Origin of the sequence: Thiopseudomonas acetoxidans (assembly GCF_030362935.1) — a bacterium.
GTDB classification, from domain to species: Bacteria; Pseudomonadota; Gammaproteobacteria; order Pseudomonadales; family Pseudomonadaceae; genus Thiopseudomonas; species Thiopseudomonas acetoxidans.
The window spans coordinates 1-17,179 of record NZ_JAUCDY010000017.1; the positions used below are offsets into that span (position 1 = coordinate 1).

A 17,179-nucleotide genomic window follows, 5' to 3' on the forward strand; every position below is an offset into this window, starting at 1 on the left:
TTTGTAGCATATTTGACGCTATGTTTTTATTTTTATATTTCTGATGGGTTTTGTTTTATTTTACGAACAAGAGATTTTTTTTCATGGGTGTATTCTATCGTTGGCTTTGAGTGGTCGGGAATTGGTTCTTATTATTTTTCTTTAAGTGTTGTTTTTGGTGTTATGTTTAACGGTATTTCTCGCCTTTTTAAAATTTTTAAGCTTGGGTGGCCTATATATAAAGAGCATAACTCTAGCAGTCTAATAGATTCTTTTTTTATGTTTGTTTTTTACAGCTTGATTGTTTTTTTTGCTGTAGGTTTTGCTGGTCAAAAATATTCAATAGAAGATACAAGGCTTACATTGATCTTGGGGGTTTTTATATCGGGATATGTTTTTGGTTTAATTGTAAATGTTTGGGATGAATTTCTTTCAGCTGTATATGTCGTGATTTTAAGGGGTAGGAGATGAATGATTTTTTCCTTGTTATTGGAGTTTTACTTCTGGTTTTTTGCTTTATTTCTGTTTATGTATGGCTTGAAATATTCAGAGACCCTAAGAAGGAGCTGGAGGTTTTTTATATTGAAAATCCTAGCATGAAAAAAATAGTTTTTTTTCTTAGAGAGAAATGGATGATTTTTTTTCTGGCTGGAATATTTTTCGTTTTAGTTAGCTTGCTTTAGAGGGAGAGTTATAATGAGTGTAATACAAAATACAGCAGCAGGAACAGCAGCAGCTAGTTTTGTCGCTGCTCAAGTAGGAAATAGAATAGCCGGGACTTTTGGCATGGGATACGCTAAATTGGTTTTTGGCCAAGCTGCATGGGCTGCATCTGTTGGTGCTCTGGGTGAGAAAATAGCTGACGGAACAGCAACTGGTGGTGATTATGCAACTGTAATCCAAAAAACAGGAGATTTACTTCTGGGATTCGGGTTGACAATCCTTCAAGTAAATCCTTGGGTTCGTACTACTTTTGCTGTGGTTAGTGCAGGACTTTTTGTTTATAACAATAGGGGAGTGATAGCTGATTACTTTGGAAAAGCCAAAAGCTGGCAACCACCCCGCGACCCCATCATCCTCGACCTTGACGGCAACGGCCTGCAAACGGTCGGTTTGTCCTCTCATATCTACTTCGACCACAACGGCGACGGCATTCTTTCTAAAACCGGTTGGGTGGGTGAAGGCGATGCCTTGCTGGTTTGGGACAGGAACAGTAATGGTCTGATTGATGACGGCGCGGAATTGTTTGGCGATTTTACCCCAATGCCCGATGGCAGCTTGGCACCCAATGGCTTTGCCGCCTTGGCTGCTTTGGATGCTAACGGCGACGGCATTCTCGATGCTTCTGATCCCGCTTTTGCCGAGTTGAAGCTCTGGATTGACAGTGACCAAAACGGCGTTACCAGTGAGGGCGAGCTGATATATCTGGCCGATGCCGGTATTGCCTCGCTCAATCTGGGCAGCACTCTGAAAAATCAGAAACAAAGCAACGGCAATACCCTGGCCCGTGAAGGCAGCTTCACCCGCACCGACGGCACAGAAAGCGCCATGGGCGAGTTTCATCTGGCCATTGATACCTTTGACACCCAGTTTGCCGAACAGATTGAAGTGCCCGAATCCCTGCGTGGCCTGCCAATGATAAGTGGCTCCGGAAATGTGCGGGGTTTGCAGCAGGTTGCGTGATGGGGTGTTTATGAAAAGAAAGCAAACAGATCCAAAAGATTCGATTTTTTATCGGGAAGAGCGCCGTCTTGGCAGGCCACTATATTTTTATGAAAAAGTTAAAGTTATTTTATTTTGGCTTTTGGTTATTTGTCTGCTGTGGTGGGGTGGGATGATTTTAGACAGCCTTGTGCTTGCCCGATACCATGATGAGATATTCGAAAAAGAGTATACGAACATATACTCATATAAAGCGCTATCAGCCGGCAGGTCTTTGCCAGCACTTGTGTTTACTGATGGCTCTAAAGATTTATTTTCAGCGAAGTGCAGAAGCATGACGGAGTCGCTTTGTAGAGGGTTGGTTTCGTTTTCCAAAAAAAAAACAAACTGAAATTTTTAGGGTTGTTGTCTCTGGTCTTAAGTCTAAAAAAGAAAATCTTGCATCTGGTCATTTATATAAGGCAGTAATAAAAGAAATAGAGCTGCTTGATTCAAGTGGGAAAAGGGTGGTTTTGTTAAATAGAGAGTTTGGGCATGAGCTTTCTGATGCGGTGAAACCACCTTATGAAAGATATTTTTATTTCGTATGGTCTTATATTGTTTGTCTGTTTGTTTATATTGTTTTAAAAATTGTTCAAGTTTATAAATCAAGAGGGAATCAAAATGAGTAAATCAGCAACAGTTTCTCTGGTATTGGGTCATGCTGGAGGCAAAATTGGAGCCTATGATGGAATGATCAATGCTACCGTTGAAGCACGTCGTCCCGCCAGGCTAATACCTTTCGCAGCAAATACGCCGCGTTTGCACGCAACACAATACGGGAGCCTACATGGATGTACTAGCGGCGTCTTTGCAGCAACCCATCAACCAGCACAAAGCTCAAAAAACCGTCACTAAGCAACCGGAAAAGAAAAATACCACAGCACTATGAGTAAAACTAATATTGAAGCTGAATATATTTAGTTTGTTTCAGGTGATAGCCCAAACCACAATGGTCGCCTCAAAATTTAAGGAGGTGCCCCAATGGCATTAGCACATAACTTAGGTTTCCCCCGCATTGGTGGTGACCGCGAATTAAAAAAAGCAGTAGAAGCCTACTGGAAAGGTGATATTAGCGAAGATTGCTTACGTCAGGTGGGTCGCGAGTTGCGTGCCCAGCACTGGCAGTTGCAGAAAGAGGCGGGGCTAGATTTAGTACCTGTCGGTGATTTTGCTTGGTATGACCAAGTGTTGACCCACTCACTGACCTTTGGTGTAGTGCCGGAGCGTTTTGCTAAAGCCGGTGAGAAGCCCACATTAGAAACTTTATTTGCCATGGCGCGCGGTGTGGTGGAAAGCAGCTGCTGTGGCGGTGCTCATGCGCAGGAGATGACTAAATGGTTCGACACCAACTACCACTACTTGGTCCCCGAGCTCACCGCTGATTTAGAGTTCTCATTGAGCTGGGAGCAGTTATTTGAAGAGGTCGATGAAGCGCTGGCGCTGGGGCATAAGGTAAAACCGGTAGTCATCGGCCCTTTGACCTGGTTGTGGCTGGGTAAGGTTAAAGGTGAAGAGTTCGACAAGCTCGACCTGTTAGAGAGGTTGCTACCTGTTTATGGTCAGATTTTCCAACGTCTCGCCGCGCAGGGTGTGGAGTGGGTGCAGATTGATGAGCCTATTTTGGGTCTGGATTTACCCCAAGACTGGAAAAACGCCTTTGAGCGTGCCTATAACCTGCTGCAACGTGAGCCGTTGAAAAAGCTGGTAGCGACTTATTTTTCAGGCCTAGAAGACAATCTAGGACTGGCCGCGGGTTTACCGGTAGATGGTTTACACCTCGACTTGGTGCGTGCGCCAGAGCAATACCCCACCATTCTCGACCGTCTGCCTGCGTACAAAATCTTATCGCTGGGTGTGGTTAATGGCCGTAATGTCTGGCGTTGTGATTTAGAAAAAGTATTAGCAACTCTCCAGCATGCACAAGAGCGTTTGGGTGACCGTTTATGGGTCGCGCCATCCTGCTCACTGCTGCACAGTCCAGTGGATTTGGAGCGTGAAGATCAACTGGATGAAGAACTCAAAAGCTGGCTTGCCTTTGCCGTCCAAAAAACCGAAGAAGTGGCCATTTTAGCGCAAGCGCTAAACAATCCAGACAGCGCTAAAGTGCAGGCCGCGCTGGAGCAAAGCCGTCAGGTGCAAGAGAGTCGTGCTAACTCGCCACGCATTCACAAACCCGAAGTGCAAGCCCGCTTGGCTGCGGTAACTCCGAAAGACAGTCAGCGCACATCTCCTTTTGCTGAGCGCATTAAGCTGCAGCGTGAGCGCTTGGATTTACCGCTGTTCCCAACCACAACCATTGGTTCGTTCCCGCAGACGCAAGCGATTCGCGCCGCCCGTTTAGCCTTCCGTCAGGGCAAGCTGAACGAAGCTGAATACAAACACGCCATGCAGACCGAGATTCAGCACGCGGTGCGCGTGCAAGAAGCGTTGGACCTGGATGTGTTGGTGCATGGTGAAGCCGAGCGCAACGACATGGTTGAATACTTTGCCGAGCAGCTGGACGGTTACCTGTTCACCCGCTTTGGCTGGGTGCAAAGCTATGGCTCACGCTGTGTGAAACCAGCGGTCATTTACGGTGATATTTCCCGCCCACAGGCTATGACCGTGGAATGGATTGCTTACGCCCAGCAACAAACCGGCAAGATCATGAAGGGCATGCTGACCGGCCCGGTGACCATGCTGATGTGGTCCTTCCCTCGCGAAGACCTGAGCCGCAAGCAGCAGGCGCAACAGCTGGCGCTGGCGATTCGTGATGAAGTGGTGGATCTGGAAACAGCAGGCATCAAGATTATTCAGATTGACGAAGCTGCGTTCCGCGAAGGTTTGCCGCTGCGCCGTGCAGACTGGCAGGTGTATCTGGACTGGGCCACCGAAGCGTTTCGTCTGACCGCCAGTGGTGTACAGGATGCCACCCAGATACATACCCATATGTGCTACAGCGAGTTCAACGACGTGATCGCCTCGATTGCCGCGATGGATGCGGATGTGATCACCATCGAAACCTCGCGTTCGCAAATGGAACTGCTGGATGCGTTCGAGAGCTTTCATTATCCGAACGACATCGGCCCAGGTGTCTATGACATTCACTCGCCGCGAGTGCCGGACAGTGAGGAAATGGCTAATTTGTTGCGCAAAGCTGCTCAACGTCTGCCGGTGGAACAACTTTGGGTCAACCCCGATTGCGGCCTGAAAACCCGCGGCTGGCCAGAAACCAAAGCAGCGCTGGAGCACATGGTCAAAGCAGCCAAACAGCTGCGCAAAGAATACGCATAAAGCTGAGTTAGCTAGACTCAGGATGGCTAAAAATAGAAGACGCGTAGTTCCGCAAGGGCTGCGCGTTTTTTATTGTTCACTAATAAACAAAAAGCAGCGAGGGTCACGTGCCATACAGCAGCGCAAAAATAACTTAGTTGCGAGTATCCATGGCCAGCAAAATGCGTTGCACTTCATTGGCAGAGATAACAGAGGGTAGCCGTCTAGGCTTGCTTGCAGGGATATAATCAATATCGCCCAACGGCTGTTGTAAAAACCTGTTGTACAAAAAAGCCAGGGCATTTAAAGCGATTTTCTGCGTGTTTATGGCTACATGTCTGCTGTTTGCTAAGTTGGATAAAAACAGCCTGACGTTTTTTGTGGAACAGAATAAAACGCTTAATCCAGTGCAGGTAAGTTTTTTCAGTTTTCAGCGCATAACCTTTTTGCCGCATATCCGTGCGTATAGAATTTAAAAATGGACTGTTAGACATAAAACGCTCCTTGTCTTGCAACTGTCTGCCTATACAGCCACAACCGCAATCCGCAGAGCGCAGCGGGGAGTATCCGGCTTGATGCCTAACAATTCATTCAAGCTGAAGCGCTACGCGACACGGCTTAATTCAGGCGTTAGCTGTGATTGTCCTACCTGAATAGTGATACTATAGTGTCACTATTAGTCTGATTTAGGGTGAGCCCATGAAAGTTGAGCTTGTTACGAACCTCAAGCGCCAAGCCACAAAGATTCTGGCAGATCTGCGCTTGTCTAAAGAGCCGATACTGATCACGGAACATGGCCAGCCATCGGCATATCTTGTCGATGTGCAGGATTACGAGTTTATGCAGCGCCGACTTGAGCTGCTTGAGGGGCTCTCACGGGGAGAGCGTGCTGTACTTGAGGGAAGAACGTACAGCCAAAGTGAGGCCAGGGAGAAAATGAGTAAATGGCTGAAGTAATCTGGACGGAGCCTGCCCTTCAAGAACTGGATGCCATAGCTGAGTACATTGCTCTGGATAATCCTGTTGCCGCAAGTCATCTGATCCAAGAAGTTTTCGATAAGACCGAGCGCTTGGAAGATTTTCCCCAATCCGGACGGATTCCTCCAGAGCTCCCTAATTCGGTATACAGGGAGGTAGTGGTTCCACCGTGCCGCATTTTTTATCGTGAGGATAAGAAGCGGGTTCTCGTCCTCTATGTCATGCGAGAGGAGCGGCAGTTTCGTGCGTACATGCTTGGGAACAGTTAACCAGGCGCGTCACTCGGATGCCTTTGTCTCCACTTCGCTGCGTCATGGTCGCCGGTGCGCTCTGCGTTATGAGCTGAAGCACCGCACTGTTCTAGCAATATGGAAGAAGTATTGCGCTCGGCTTCTATCTGCAATAGGAGTTTCTGCAAAAGCTACTGTGGAGCTTCGCTGATGAAGCTTGGCGGTTCAACCGTAAAGTCTCCCATCACTTTTTTGCTCGTGCCAGCGCTCATATTCTGTAAAATAGCTGTGAACCTCTGAACAGGAACATAAAAATGAATGCATTAAATATCAGAAGCGCTTTGGTTTTAGGCTTAACCTTGGCGCTGGGCTTGGCCGTGCTGGGCTATCAGTTAGCGGGTGCGGCGATTGAGGTTAAGCAGTACGATAGAAGCGTTACGGTCAAGGGCTTGGCGGAAAGGGATGTTATCTCTGACATTGTTTTGTGGCCGGTTGAGTTTGCCGCTGCAGGAAATCAGCTTGAAGAGCTGTACGATCTCATGGAGCAACATACTGGGAAAATTAAAGCCTTTCTAATCAAGAGCGGTGTGGCTGCAGAGGATATTACGTTTTTGTCACCCTCGATAACGGACAAGTCTGCTCAGCAATGGGGCGGTAATGAGAGGGCTGAGTTTCGTTACACCGCCACGCAAACGGTGACTGTGTATTCGAAGAATATAGAGGCTGTGCGCGCGGTCATGAGCCAGCTGTCGGAGCTGGGTAAGCAAGGCATAGTGTTTACGGGTGATAATCATCAGTCGCAAACAGAATATATCTACACCAGCTTAAATCAGATCAAGCCAGAGATGATTGAGGAGGCAACCCGTAATGCCCGGGAAGTGGGGGAGAAGTTCGCTAAAGACTCTGCCAGTAAGCTGGGTAAGATTAAAAAAGCCTCGCAGGGACAGTTTAGCGTCAGCTCAAGAGACAGAAGCAATCCGCATATTAAAAAAGTTCGCGTGGTATCGACGGTGGAATACTACCTGTCTGATTAAATCAGCGTGACGCCAGTATTATGGGTGAGCAAGACATTTCACTTGGAGGTGCGCAACTCTTGCGCGATTGTGATTCTTCATGTAGGTCTGCCTTCAGGCTGACATGTCGCCCTAAAGGGGCGGCCCACAGGAGCAAGTCTTGTGGATTGGCACAGCTTTTGGGGTTGACACGGCTGTTGTGGGAGCGCAACTCTTGCGCGAAACAAACCATCCAGCCACACCAAGCCTTAATCGCGCATAAGATGCGCTCCCACAATCCCACAATCCCACAATCCCACAGTTCCACTGTAAAGCGGTTTACACACAGCCGAACGCTTGGCACAGCTCTTGTAGGAACATATGTTTACCAAGTCCCCCGACACCTTTTCCAGCCGGTCAAATTTTTTTCTACACCCTTAAATGCGAAGAGTCGCTTTGGCTGATTTCAAAGTAACCCGCGAGCAAGTGACTGCCTGGCTGAAAAGAGAAGAGGATGATGGTTTTCTAGAGCTTGGCGACAAAGAGTTAGCGGTGTTTCTTAATGGTCTTATCAACCTTAAGCGTGGTAAGCGCGAGGGGGAACAGCCGAAGCCAGAAGAGCATCTGAATAATAATATGGTGTTCCAGAAACTGCGAATCGCTCTAAACCTAAAGGCGGAAGACATTCTAGCTATTTTTCAGCTGGTAGATTTGCGGGTTAGCAGCCATGAGCTCAGTGCTTTTTTCCGTAAACCCGGGCATAAAAATTATCGTGAGTGCCAGGCCCAAATTTTACGTAATTTTTTACTGGGTGTGCAGCGCCAACTGCGACCGCACGCAGAAGATGTGGACTGACGCAAGTGGCCATGCTGGCAGAGCGCGCTAATCATCACCCTGAATGGTTTAATGTATACAACAAAGTGGCTATCAGTTTAACCACCCATGACGCTGGCGGGATTTCTGAAAGAGATTTTAAGCTGGCTCAGGAAATAGCAAAACTAGTTTAGGTTGCAGTTGAAAATAGGTGCCTCGGCAGGGCAGCATACAGGGGTTAATTTTCCAGCGTAGCGTTCAGTGTTATCTCTGTATTGAGCAGCTTGGAGAGGACAACCCACTTTAGGAAGCCTCTGAATAACTACCTGCGTAGCTACCACTGCGTTAAAAACGTACTCAAAATGCTCATTTACTCGGTGTAAACTGCGCTTTTTCGCACGTTTTTGCCTTGTGTTAGCGTCCTCGGTAACGTTATTCAGAGGTTCCTTAGCTTTGCCGGCAATCTCATCAAACTTATCCTGATTAATGCCAAGAATGCGCGCCAGTCCGGTTCGCGCAAAAGTTGCGCTCCCACAAGAGCTTTGCCAAGCGACCGGCTGCGTGCAAACCGCCTTGCTTTACTGTGGGATTGCGGGCTATGGGGCTGTCGAATTGTGGAATTGTGGAATTGTGGGAGCGCATCTTATGCGCGATGAAAACCCCGCCGAGCTGAGCTGCTCCTGCAGGGCGCGCCTTTAGGCCGACAAACCAGGTTCGATATTGAATTGATGTCGCGATAAAAAAAGCGAGGCCATGAAAGCCTCGCTGGAGAACTTACGTGCGCCAATAATTATTAGCAGCCGCCACGGTTTGGAAATTAACCGCAATCACATGCGAAGCCGCCGTCAACGAATCCGCCGAATTAGCGTAATCAGGACGTAACCTATGCAACACCTCCGGATCTGGCTGAGTGTATTTAACCCCACGACGGCTTAGAGTAATTGCCAACTCAAAGCCCTCTTGCGGGGTGGCGGTAATCAAGCTGGTTAACCAAGAATCTGTCATGTTGCGCTCCTTCATTAGTAGTAGGCCAACAAAATAACAAGCTTTATACTCTGCCACCACTTGACCTCAATCAAGAAACAAAATTTCTAACCCCGCAAAACCCGCGGGCAGAGCAAGCCCCGCCACTTACAAGACCACACTAACCCATTGTAAAACAAGCAATTTCTCAAAACCAAAGCAAACGCAACTGTAAAACTGCCCAAACAAAGTTGTTTTTTTTAACTGCTGCGCTTTACAAAAACGCAAACACAACACCTGAAAGATACTTAGCACGCTAACGTTAAGAATTCTAAAGTCGAATAGAAAACAATTTGTTACGGTCTAGTATAAATCACCAAGGAAAACCACTAATAACCAGTGGCTATCAAGGAATCGGCGTTAAATTATTTTAACAATTTCATAAACTAAAACCCATGAAAATGGAGGCTGGAGAGGAATTACACACACAAAAACAACAACCTTAAGCAATCCTAGCTAACAAATACAATGAATACGTGGAGCGCATAATCATGCCAAAAGAAATTTCCGAAAGAGATAAGGCGTATTGGGCAACCAACCTACGCTTAATCATCATCACCATTTGCATATGGGCAACAGTCTCATATGGTTTTGGTATTTTACTACGTCCTCTTTTAATGGGTATCCACATTGGTGGAGCTGACATGGGCTTCTGGTTTGCACAACAGGGCGCAATCTTTACTTTCCTAGCATTAATCTTCTTCTACTCTTGGAGAATGAACGCGCTAGATAAAGAATACGGCCTGGAGGAGTAACCATGAGTCAATTTGTGATCAATATGATCTTTGTACTGGGCTCCTTTGTAATCTATACTTGGATTGCAGTTTGGGCACGTGCAAAGTCAACACGAGAGTTCTACATCGCCGGTGGTGAAGTTCACCCAGTAATGAACGGAATGGCAACAGCGGCTGACTGGCTGTCTGCTGCATCCTTCCTTTCGGTTGCTGGTTTAATTTCCGTTGGTTACGTTAACTCTTCCTTCGTTATGGGTTGGACCGGTGGCTACGTTCTACTTGCTACCCTACTAGCTCCTTACTTACGTCGTTTCGGTACCTATACAGTGCCAGACTTCGTTGGTAAGCGTTACGACAGTAAAGCAGCACGCGTGGTTGCGGTTGTGTGCTTGATCATTGTCTCGCTAACCTACGTAATCGGTCAGATGACTGGTGCTGGTGTTGCCTTCGCCCGCTTCTTGGAAGTGAGCGCTGACTGGGGTCTAATCATCTCAGCCATCGTAGTATTCTTCTACGCAGTATTAGGCGGCATGAAAGGTGTAACTTACACCCAGGTAGCTCAGTACGTTGTATTGATTCTTGCCTTCACCATCCCTGCCATCTATTTGTCGATGATGATGACTGGCCACTTCTTCCCACAAGCTGCTTTCGTGGGTGAGCACACCGCATCTGGTATGCCTTTACTGCACAAGCTAAACCAAGTAGTAAGTGACCTAGGCTTCCAGGACTACACTGCGGACGTGTCCAACAAGTGGAACATGTTCCTGTTTACCCTGACCTTGATGGTGGGTACTGCAGGTCTACCACACGTTATTATTCGCTTCTTCACCGTTCCGAATATTCAGGATGCACGCTGGTCGGCTGGTTGGGCACTAGTATTTATTGCTCTGTTCTACACCACAGTACCTGCACTAGCTGCAATGTCGCGCCTGAACCTACTGGAAACAGTGTTCCCTAACGGCACTGATCAACCTTCACTGGTTTACGAAGAGCGTCCAGAGTGGTTCAAAAACTGGGAAGTCACCGGTCTCCTCACCTTCGAGGACAAGAACAACGACGGCCGTATCCAGTTCTACAACGACGGCACCCTGCCCACCCCGGACAAGACCTTCGACAAGGCCGAAGAGCGTGGCTGGATGGGTAACGAGCTGAAGGTGAACAACGACATCATGGTATTGGCTGTGCCAGAAATTGCCAACATGCCACCATGGTTGATCGGCTTGATGGCAGCGGGTGCAATTGCAGCGTCACTGTCCACAGCTTCTGGTTTGCTGCTGGCCATTTCGTCTGCACTAAGTCATGACCTGTTGAAGAACACCCTAACGCCCAACATCACAGACAAACAAGAAATGTTCTATGCGCGTGTCTCTATGACTGTGGCTATTATCGTGGCTACTTGGCTAGGTCTTAACCCGCCCGGCTTTGCGGCACAAACAGTAGCATTGGCGTTTGGTATTGCAGCATCCTCAATCTTCCCTGTACTAATGATGGGTATCTTCTTTGCCCGCATTAACAGCAGAGGCGCGGTTGCAGGCATGCTAGCTGGTTCAATCTTCACCATTGGCTATATCTTTACCTATCTAGGCATCTTCTTTATCCCAGGAACAAACTTCCTGCAGAACACGCCTAGCGAGTGGATATTCGGTATCTCGCCACTGTCTGTTGGTTGTATCGGTGCTGCAATTAACTTCACCACTGCAATCACTGTTTCTCTACTAACAGAGAAGCCATCAGAAGAAATTCAAGCAATGGTACGTCGCGTACGCTACCCATAGAGCTTGAATCGTGTAAAATAAAGTTTCAAACCTTTAAGTGGGCTTTCTAAGAAAGCCCACTTTTTTATCCGGAGTAACAAATAATGATATGGCACCTTTTCGCTGTATTGATAGTAGGTCTTTGCGGAGGCGCCTTCCTTCACCTGCTAAGAAAACTAAGCGGTGGCAGACTACCCAAATGGATTGTTTCAGCCGGTGCTGGCTTATGTATGTTTGGCTACCACGCTTATTACGACTACAGCTGGTACGAGTTTAAAGTCAGCCAGCTACCAGCAGATAGCGTCGTTATTTACGAGAAACACACCACCAGTTTCTTTAAACCCTGGAGCTACATCTCTCCAGTGGTCAATGCCTTTACCGTCTTTGACGGCAGCTCAAAACAAAGCGAACAGAACCACCAAATTATCGTGGAGTATTACACCTACCATTTCCTGAAAGACCCATCCGAGCGACAAATTATTTTTGAAGTGATCTTAAACTGCACCACACAAGAACGTGCCACCCTAGAAAAGGGCAAGCCCGTCAGCAACACTAAATTTGATAAAGTTGATACCACAGACAAGGTCTATCAACTGGTCTGCAACTAACATCCCACCACCAACACCCCGCACAACCGTCGCGGGGTTTGCGCTACAACCCCACACAAAGCGTCACTACATGACAAAATTTGTCACAACCTAGCAATAACCGCTCTATCTCAAGGGTTATACGCCTACAGCGCAAACACAGCTAAACGATATTTAATTAAAACAGATAAAGTCCGCATTAGCGCACACCCCATACACAGCAAGGCTTACAGCCAATAATCGCCATTCACAAATAAAAAATCTTTGCCTAACCCATCACAGAACGCAATGCTGTAGACTAGCCAATGGCACAGCACTTGCTAAAATACACACAGGTTATCTCAGAAGCTGGCAACGCCAAGCAACTGGACCTACTTTTAATAACAAGGAGATACATATGAAAAACGTACAAAAGGGTTTTACTCTTATTGAATTAATGATCGTAGTTGCGATCATCGGTATTTTGGCTGCAGTAGCATTGCCTGCTTATCAGGATTACACTACACGTGCAAAAGTGACTGAAGCCATCGGCTTTGCAGCAGCAGCAAAAACTGCAGTATCTGAGCATGTATTGACTCGAGATGCGTGGCCTGCAAACAACTCAGCGGCTGGTTTAGCTAATACTATCAGCAGTCCAGTGGTATCAGATGTACAAGTAGGCAATGCTAATGGAGTAATTACAGTAACACTTTCCTCTGGTGGTTTAGGCGAGGCTAACGGTGGAACATTTACTCTGACAGGTAGCACAGCAGGAGCTGGCGTTAGCTGGACCTGTGCGCCAGTTTCAGTTCCTTCCAAGTTTATGCCTTCAAGCTGCCGTCCATAATTAAACGCACGCTTAACCCAAAAAGGCCGCCTATAGGCGGCCTTTTTGTTAATAATGGATGAAGAAATATGAAGCTATGGGTGCATCAACCTAAGGTGCTGTTATTTATTGTGTGCATCATGGTGGTTACTTGCTATTGGGCAGGTACATCAGGTGGGTTTGTGCTTGATGATATGGCCTCTTTGCCACAGCTGGGCTATCACAACACAATTGACAGCCTAGAAAAGTTAAAAGCATTTGTGTTTGGTGGCATTACTGGCCCCGGAGGACGCCCTGTCGCATTGTTAACTTTTGCTGCAAATGCACAAACGTGGCCTGCCCATGCTTATTATTTTATTGTTACCAATATAGCTATTCATGTTGTTAATACTATTTTATTGTTTTGGTTTTTAAATATTTTATTTGCCAAAGCACTACCACAATTAAGACATAAAAAAGTAATCATTATAACTGCCTGTGCTTTATGGGCGCTGCATCCTTTTCATATTTCTACAGTGCTTTATATTGTGCAGCGTATGACGCTGCTAGCAGCAACCTTTTCGCTACTCACTTTTATTGCCTATCTATATGCACGCCGCGACTTATTGGCTGGACGCTATGTTGCGGGCATGATAATGCTAGGCGGTGCTGCATTGTCTGCAGCGTTAGGTTTTTTTAGTAAAGAAATAGTTATATTACTGCCACTACAATTACTTCTAATCGAGTTTTTATGCAGAGTTAACAATAGCGCTAAGCGCAATCGCGCATTAACTTGGCTTTTCTGGGGAAGTTTAGTGCCCGCCGCCATTATTGTAGTAGGCTACCCAGTAAAAATGATAGTTGCAAATACGTGGCATCTAATAACAACTGGATCAGAGTTAGACTCTACTCGTTCTTTTACTATGTTCGAGCGCTTGTTGACAGAGCAGCGTGTTGTAGGCGACTACATTGCTGATTTATTAGTGCCTAAAATGCAGTCATCGGGAGTTTTTTATGATGGCTACAGCATATCAACCAACTTATTAACCCCATTTTCAACACTGGTTTGGATGTTACTACATGTGACATTATTGTTAGGCTCGTTCTTTTTTCGAAAAAAAATACCGATACTTTTCTTTTGTGTCTGGTGGTTTTATGTGGGGCATTTAATCGAATCAACCGCTCCAATGCTCGAAATAAAGTTTGACCACCGTAATTACTTACCCAGCATAGGACTACTGTTGCTAATGGCCTACGCTATAAGTAGTCTAAAAAAAGACATTCTGAAGAAAAGTATATCGATTGGGCTTGTGCTGGTGTATGCAGCATTATTGTTTATGGGTGCCAGCTTATGGGGCAAGCCATTAACTGCTGCTATGGTATGGATAGAAAAGAACCCTAACTCTCCCAGAGCTTTAGAGCATGCAGCATCGCTGTACTTAAATCACCACGGAGCAAGCAAGGAAGCCGAAGCCCTGCTTATGCGAAGCATCAAAATCGCACCGAAAGTTGATGCTGAGCTCAAGTTTATGGGTGTTTTTTGTAAAACATACAATAGTGAGCCCTTAAACTGGGCAGAACTTGCGACACGTGTACAGAAAAGTAGCCGTGATTGGAGTTTATACCCTACGCTAGAGCTTATTATAGACAATTATATTAATAATAAATGCCCTGATTTAGATTTAATGGGATACTTGTCAGTGTTACAGGCTTATCAAAATAACCCTGCATACTCAAAAACAACGTCTTACTATTTAATGGATGACTTAGCTATAAAGGCATCATTAGCTTTCGACAACCCAAAGCTAGCTAAAGAATATGTAAATAAGGCTAATGCAAATTTTGTTCCTCTTGCTTTTCAAATGAATAGAGCTTTGTTTTTTGCAAATAAAGGCGACGTGGTATTTGCAGCTGACTTATTAAAACGAGCCATTACTATTGCAGAGCAGTTGAAAAATGAGTCTGACTTTACAATAACTAATGCAAAAGAAATTCTGCAACTAATGCAGGCTGACCTTAATGAGGCTCAAAGTGAATAGTCTTTTAACAGCGCTTTCTATCATTCTCCCCGCCAAAAACGAATCCGCTGCGATTGGCGCTACAGTCGCTGGCATTATTGCGCTGCTGCCTGACGCTGAAGTGATTGTCGTCAACGACGGCTCTACTGATAACACTTTAGAAGTCGCCACAGCGGCTGGGGCGCGAGTGGTGTCGCATCCCTATTCCAAAGGTAACGGTGCGGCGATTAAAACTGGCGCACGTGCGGCTACCGGCGAAATCATTGTTTTTATGGATGCCGATGGCCAGCATGATCCAGCCGACATTCCGCGCCTACTCGCACGCCTAGAAGAAGGCCACGACATGGTCGTTGGCGCGCGACAAAAAGGCTCACAAGCCAGCGTGGGCCGTGGCATTGCTAATAAGTTTTACAATCGCTTAGCCACCTATATGACCGGCCACACAATCGAAGACTTAACCTCAGGTTTTCGTGCAGTACGCGCTAGTAAATTTCGTGAGTTTTTATATTTACTACCCAATGGCTTTTCCTACCCAACCACCAGCACCATGGCGTTTTTCCGTGCCGGCTACTCGGTCAGTTATGTGCCCATTCACGCGGCCCAGCGCATCGGCAAAAGTCACATCAAACTTGTTAAAGATGGCATGCGTTTTCTATTGATCATCTTTAAAATCGGCACCCTGTATTCACCACTCAAGCTGTTTGCCCCGCTGGCAGGGCTACTATTTGGTATGGCCACCCTCTGGTACGGTTACACCTTTGTTGATGCCGGCCGCTTCACCAACATGAGCGCCTTACTCTACACCGGCAGCGTGATGATATTTTTAATGGGGTTGATCTCGGAGCAGATTACGGCGTTGATGTACAAGGATGAAGGCTAATTTTGTAATTGTTTGCTTGCAGAGTTGTAAATAACGCTTATTTCACTGTTTGTAAAATGCCCGTAAAATATAGCGCCTAGTCGATTTTATTGTAGATAATAAAAATAAAGGATGTAGATAATATGCCTACATTTACACATTACGACCTAGCGTTACTCAATCCTAGTTTTGACTCACCTCTGGTGGATGTCATCACCGAGCTTGAGCATTTACGACGACTTCAACTGTCTGGCACTGCCGCGCCTGCGGTATTTATGCAGATTAAGCAAATTTTCCATCTCTTAGAAAGCCTAGGCTCAGCCCGTATTGAAGGAAACCACACCACGCTGGCTGACTATATTGAGCAGGTGGTTGCAGATGAAGCCAGAGGGCAAGACCATTTGCACGAAATCATGAATATTGAAAAAGCCATGACTTTTATCGAGCAAACACTAAAGCCAGGTGAGGCGCTAACAGAGTATTTTATTCGTGAGCTGCACGCTTTGACAGTGAGCGACTTACAGCGCGAAGGTGATAAAACCCCAGGTGCCTATCGCACATATCCGGTGAAGATTGCCCAAGCAAACCACCTGCCACCTGATGCGTTGCAAGTAGCGGCTTATATGCAGGAGCTCGTTGCTTTTATTAACCAGCCTCATCCAGATAAATACGATTTGATGAAAGTGGCCATTGCTCATCATCGCTTTGGTTGGATTCATCCATTTGGCAATGGAAATGGCCGTGTGGTGCGCTTACTCACCTATGCACAACTAATCCAGTACGGCTTTAACATGACCTCTGTGGGGAGAGTGATCAATCCTACGGCCGTATTCTGCAATGACCGCGACAAGTACTATGAAATGCTCTCTGCAGCAGATGCTGGTACGCCTGAAGGGTTGGAAAGCTGGTGCTTGTATGTACTTGGCGGAATTTTAGAGGAACTAAAAAAGCTAGAAAAGCTAACCCAGCATGAATACCTTGCTAAGCAGATTTTCTTACCTGCATTGAAGCATGCTCGTGAGCGAGCGCTAATTACACCTCTTGAGCATGATTTGTTAGAAATTACAGTTCATCAACAAGTGGTTAAGTCTGCCGACTTTGCTAATGTAATCCCAGCCACTCGCGCACGAACGTACCAAATCAGCAAGCTGGTAGACGCTAAAATGCTCATACCTACAGAGCCAAACGCTAGGCAGTACACAGTGGGTTTTGCTAACAGCTACTTACTTCGCGGCGTTATCGCAGCCTTACGGGCTGAAGGCTTTATTTCTGATGCATTGGCGGGGGCTTGAGCATGACAGTTACGGCACACCTTTTAACAACTACAGGCTCGCCCTTAATACGCTACCCATTAGTAGTGCATAGCGATAAAAACGACTTTATCTTGCCATTTAGTTCTAAGCACTCAGGTTGGAATGCTTTGAGTTTAAGTTGCTCTGAAATCATCAAGGTTAACAGCCGTTACTCATTTT

Annotated in this window: 18 protein-coding genes and 1 pseudogene; 17 read left to right on the top strand and 2 right to left on the bottom strand. The window is 46.4% G+C overall.

Features of this window, described 5'->3' with window-relative positions:
* The 5 genes from QEZ41_RS11085 to metE all read left to right on the top strand — a co-directional run.
* Positions 1-450 (top strand): hypothetical protein (locus QEZ41_RS11085; protein WP_289411659.1); only part of this gene is annotated, 450 nt, incomplete at its 5' end.
* Entirely contained in the window at positions 447-662 is a 216-nt protein-coding gene (locus QEZ41_RS11090; RefSeq protein WP_289411660.1) for a hypothetical protein, read from the top strand. The genes QEZ41_RS11085 and QEZ41_RS11090, both read left to right, overlap by 4 nt.
* 13 nt (positions 663-675) lie before the next feature.
* Entirely contained in the window at positions 676-1,662 is a 987-nt protein-coding gene (locus QEZ41_RS11095) for an SPM autocatalytic domain-containing protein (protein ID WP_289411661.1), read from the top strand.
* Between the two features lie 10 nt (positions 1,663-1,672).
* The gene (locus tag QEZ41_RS11100) at positions 1,673-2,032 is read left to right on the top strand and encodes a hypothetical protein (RefSeq protein WP_289411662.1); all 360 of its coding nucleotides are present in this window, start codon (positions 1,673-1,675) and stop codon (positions 2,030-2,032) included.
* A gap of 632 nt (positions 2,033-2,664) precedes the next feature.
* On the top strand, positions 2,665-4,956 hold the full coding sequence (gene metE / locus QEZ41_RS11105; RefSeq protein ID WP_289411663.1) for a 5-methyltetrahydropteroyltriglutamate--homocysteine S-methyltransferase: 2,292 nt from the start codon (positions 2,665-2,667) through the stop codon (positions 4,954-4,956).
* Positions 4,957-5,092: 136 nt separating this feature from the next.
* Here the strand turns inward: metE and QEZ41_RS11110 are convergent.
* A pseudogene (locus QEZ41_RS11110) lies at positions 5,093-5,429 on the bottom strand (site-specific integrase); the annotation flags it as partial.
* A 205-nt stretch (positions 5,430-5,634) separates the two neighbouring features.
* On the opposite strand from QEZ41_RS11110, the gene QEZ41_RS11115 reads away from it, so the two are divergent.
* The 5 genes from QEZ41_RS11115 (at position 5,635) to QEZ41_RS11135 (ending at position 8,142) form a co-directional block, all read left to right on the top strand.
* Entirely contained in the window at positions 5,635-5,892 is a 258-nt protein-coding gene (locus tag QEZ41_RS11115; protein WP_289411664.1) for a type II toxin-antitoxin system Phd/YefM family antitoxin, read from the top strand.
* Complete coding sequence (locus tag QEZ41_RS11120; RefSeq protein ID WP_289411665.1) at positions 5,880-6,182, top strand: type II toxin-antitoxin system RelE/ParE family toxin; 303 nt, start codon at positions 5,880-5,882, stop codon at positions 6,180-6,182. Before QEZ41_RS11115 ends, QEZ41_RS11120 begins: the two co-directional genes overlap by 13 nt.
* Positions 6,183-6,457: 275 nt before the next feature.
* Positions 6,458-7,177: an SIMPL domain-containing protein gene (locus QEZ41_RS11125; RefSeq protein ID WP_289411666.1), complete on the top strand. Its 720-nt coding sequence runs from the start codon at positions 6,458-6,460 to the stop codon at positions 7,175-7,177.
* 414 nt (positions 7,178-7,591) lie between these two features.
* Entirely contained in the window at positions 7,592-7,990 is a 399-nt protein-coding gene (locus QEZ41_RS11130; protein ID WP_289411667.1) for a YehS family protein, read from the top strand.
* An 11-nt stretch (positions 7,991-8,001) separates the two neighbouring features.
* On the top strand, positions 8,002-8,142 hold the full coding sequence (locus tag QEZ41_RS11135) for a 4a-hydroxytetrahydrobiopterin dehydratase (RefSeq protein ID WP_289411707.1): 141 nt from the start codon (positions 8,002-8,004) through the stop codon (positions 8,140-8,142).
* A 580-nt stretch (positions 8,143-8,722) separates the two neighbouring features.
* Here QEZ41_RS11135 and QEZ41_RS11140 read toward each other — a convergent pair.
* Positions 8,723-8,953: a hexameric tyrosine-coordinated heme protein gene (locus QEZ41_RS11140; RefSeq protein ID WP_289411668.1), complete on the bottom strand. Its 231-nt coding sequence runs from the start codon at positions 8,951-8,953 to the stop codon at positions 8,723-8,725.
* A gap of 509 nt (positions 8,954-9,462) precedes the next feature.
* Here QEZ41_RS11140 and QEZ41_RS11145 point away from each other — a divergent pair.
* The 7 genes from QEZ41_RS11145 to QEZ41_RS11175 all read left to right on the top strand — a co-directional run bounded on the left by QEZ41_RS11145 (position 9,463) and on the right by QEZ41_RS11175 (position 16,999).
* Positions 9,463-9,726 carry a DUF4212 domain-containing protein gene (locus QEZ41_RS11145; RefSeq protein WP_289411669.1) on the top strand — a complete coding sequence of 88 codons (264 nt, stop codon included), beginning with the start codon at positions 9,463-9,465 and terminating at the stop codon, positions 9,724-9,726.
* 2 nt (positions 9,727-9,728) lie between these two features.
* Positions 9,729-11,480 (top strand): sodium:solute symporter family protein, encoded by a 1,752-nt coding sequence (locus QEZ41_RS11150; protein WP_289411670.1) that lies wholly within the window; start codon positions 9,729-9,731, stop codon positions 11,478-11,480.
* Between the two features lie 209 nt (positions 11,481-11,689).
* Positions 11,690-12,067 carry a hypothetical protein gene (locus QEZ41_RS11155; RefSeq protein WP_289411671.1) on the top strand — a complete coding sequence of 126 codons (378 nt, stop codon included), beginning with the start codon at positions 11,690-11,692 and terminating at the stop codon, positions 12,065-12,067.
* A 376-nt stretch (positions 12,068-12,443) separates the two neighbouring features.
* Positions 12,444-12,872 carry a pilin gene (locus QEZ41_RS11160; RefSeq protein WP_289411672.1) on the top strand — a complete coding sequence of 143 codons (429 nt, stop codon included), beginning with the start codon at positions 12,444-12,446 and terminating at the stop codon, positions 12,870-12,872.
* A gap of 68 nt (positions 12,873-12,940) precedes the next feature.
* Complete coding sequence (locus QEZ41_RS11165) at positions 12,941-14,869, top strand: hypothetical protein (RefSeq protein ID WP_289411673.1); 1,929 nt, start codon at positions 12,941-12,943, stop codon at positions 14,867-14,869.
* The gene (locus QEZ41_RS11170) at positions 14,862-15,728 is read left to right on the top strand and encodes a glycosyltransferase family 2 protein (protein WP_289411674.1); all 867 of its coding nucleotides are present in this window, start codon (positions 14,862-14,864) and stop codon (positions 15,726-15,728) included. The genes QEZ41_RS11165 and QEZ41_RS11170 overlap by 8 nt, the downstream gene beginning before the upstream one ends.
* A 122-nt stretch (positions 15,729-15,850) precedes the next feature.
* Positions 15,851-16,999, top strand: coding sequence for a Fic family protein (locus QEZ41_RS11175; protein WP_289411675.1), 1,149 nt, complete (start codon positions 15,851-15,853; stop codon positions 16,997-16,999).
* Positions 17,000-17,179 lie beyond the last annotated feature (180 nt).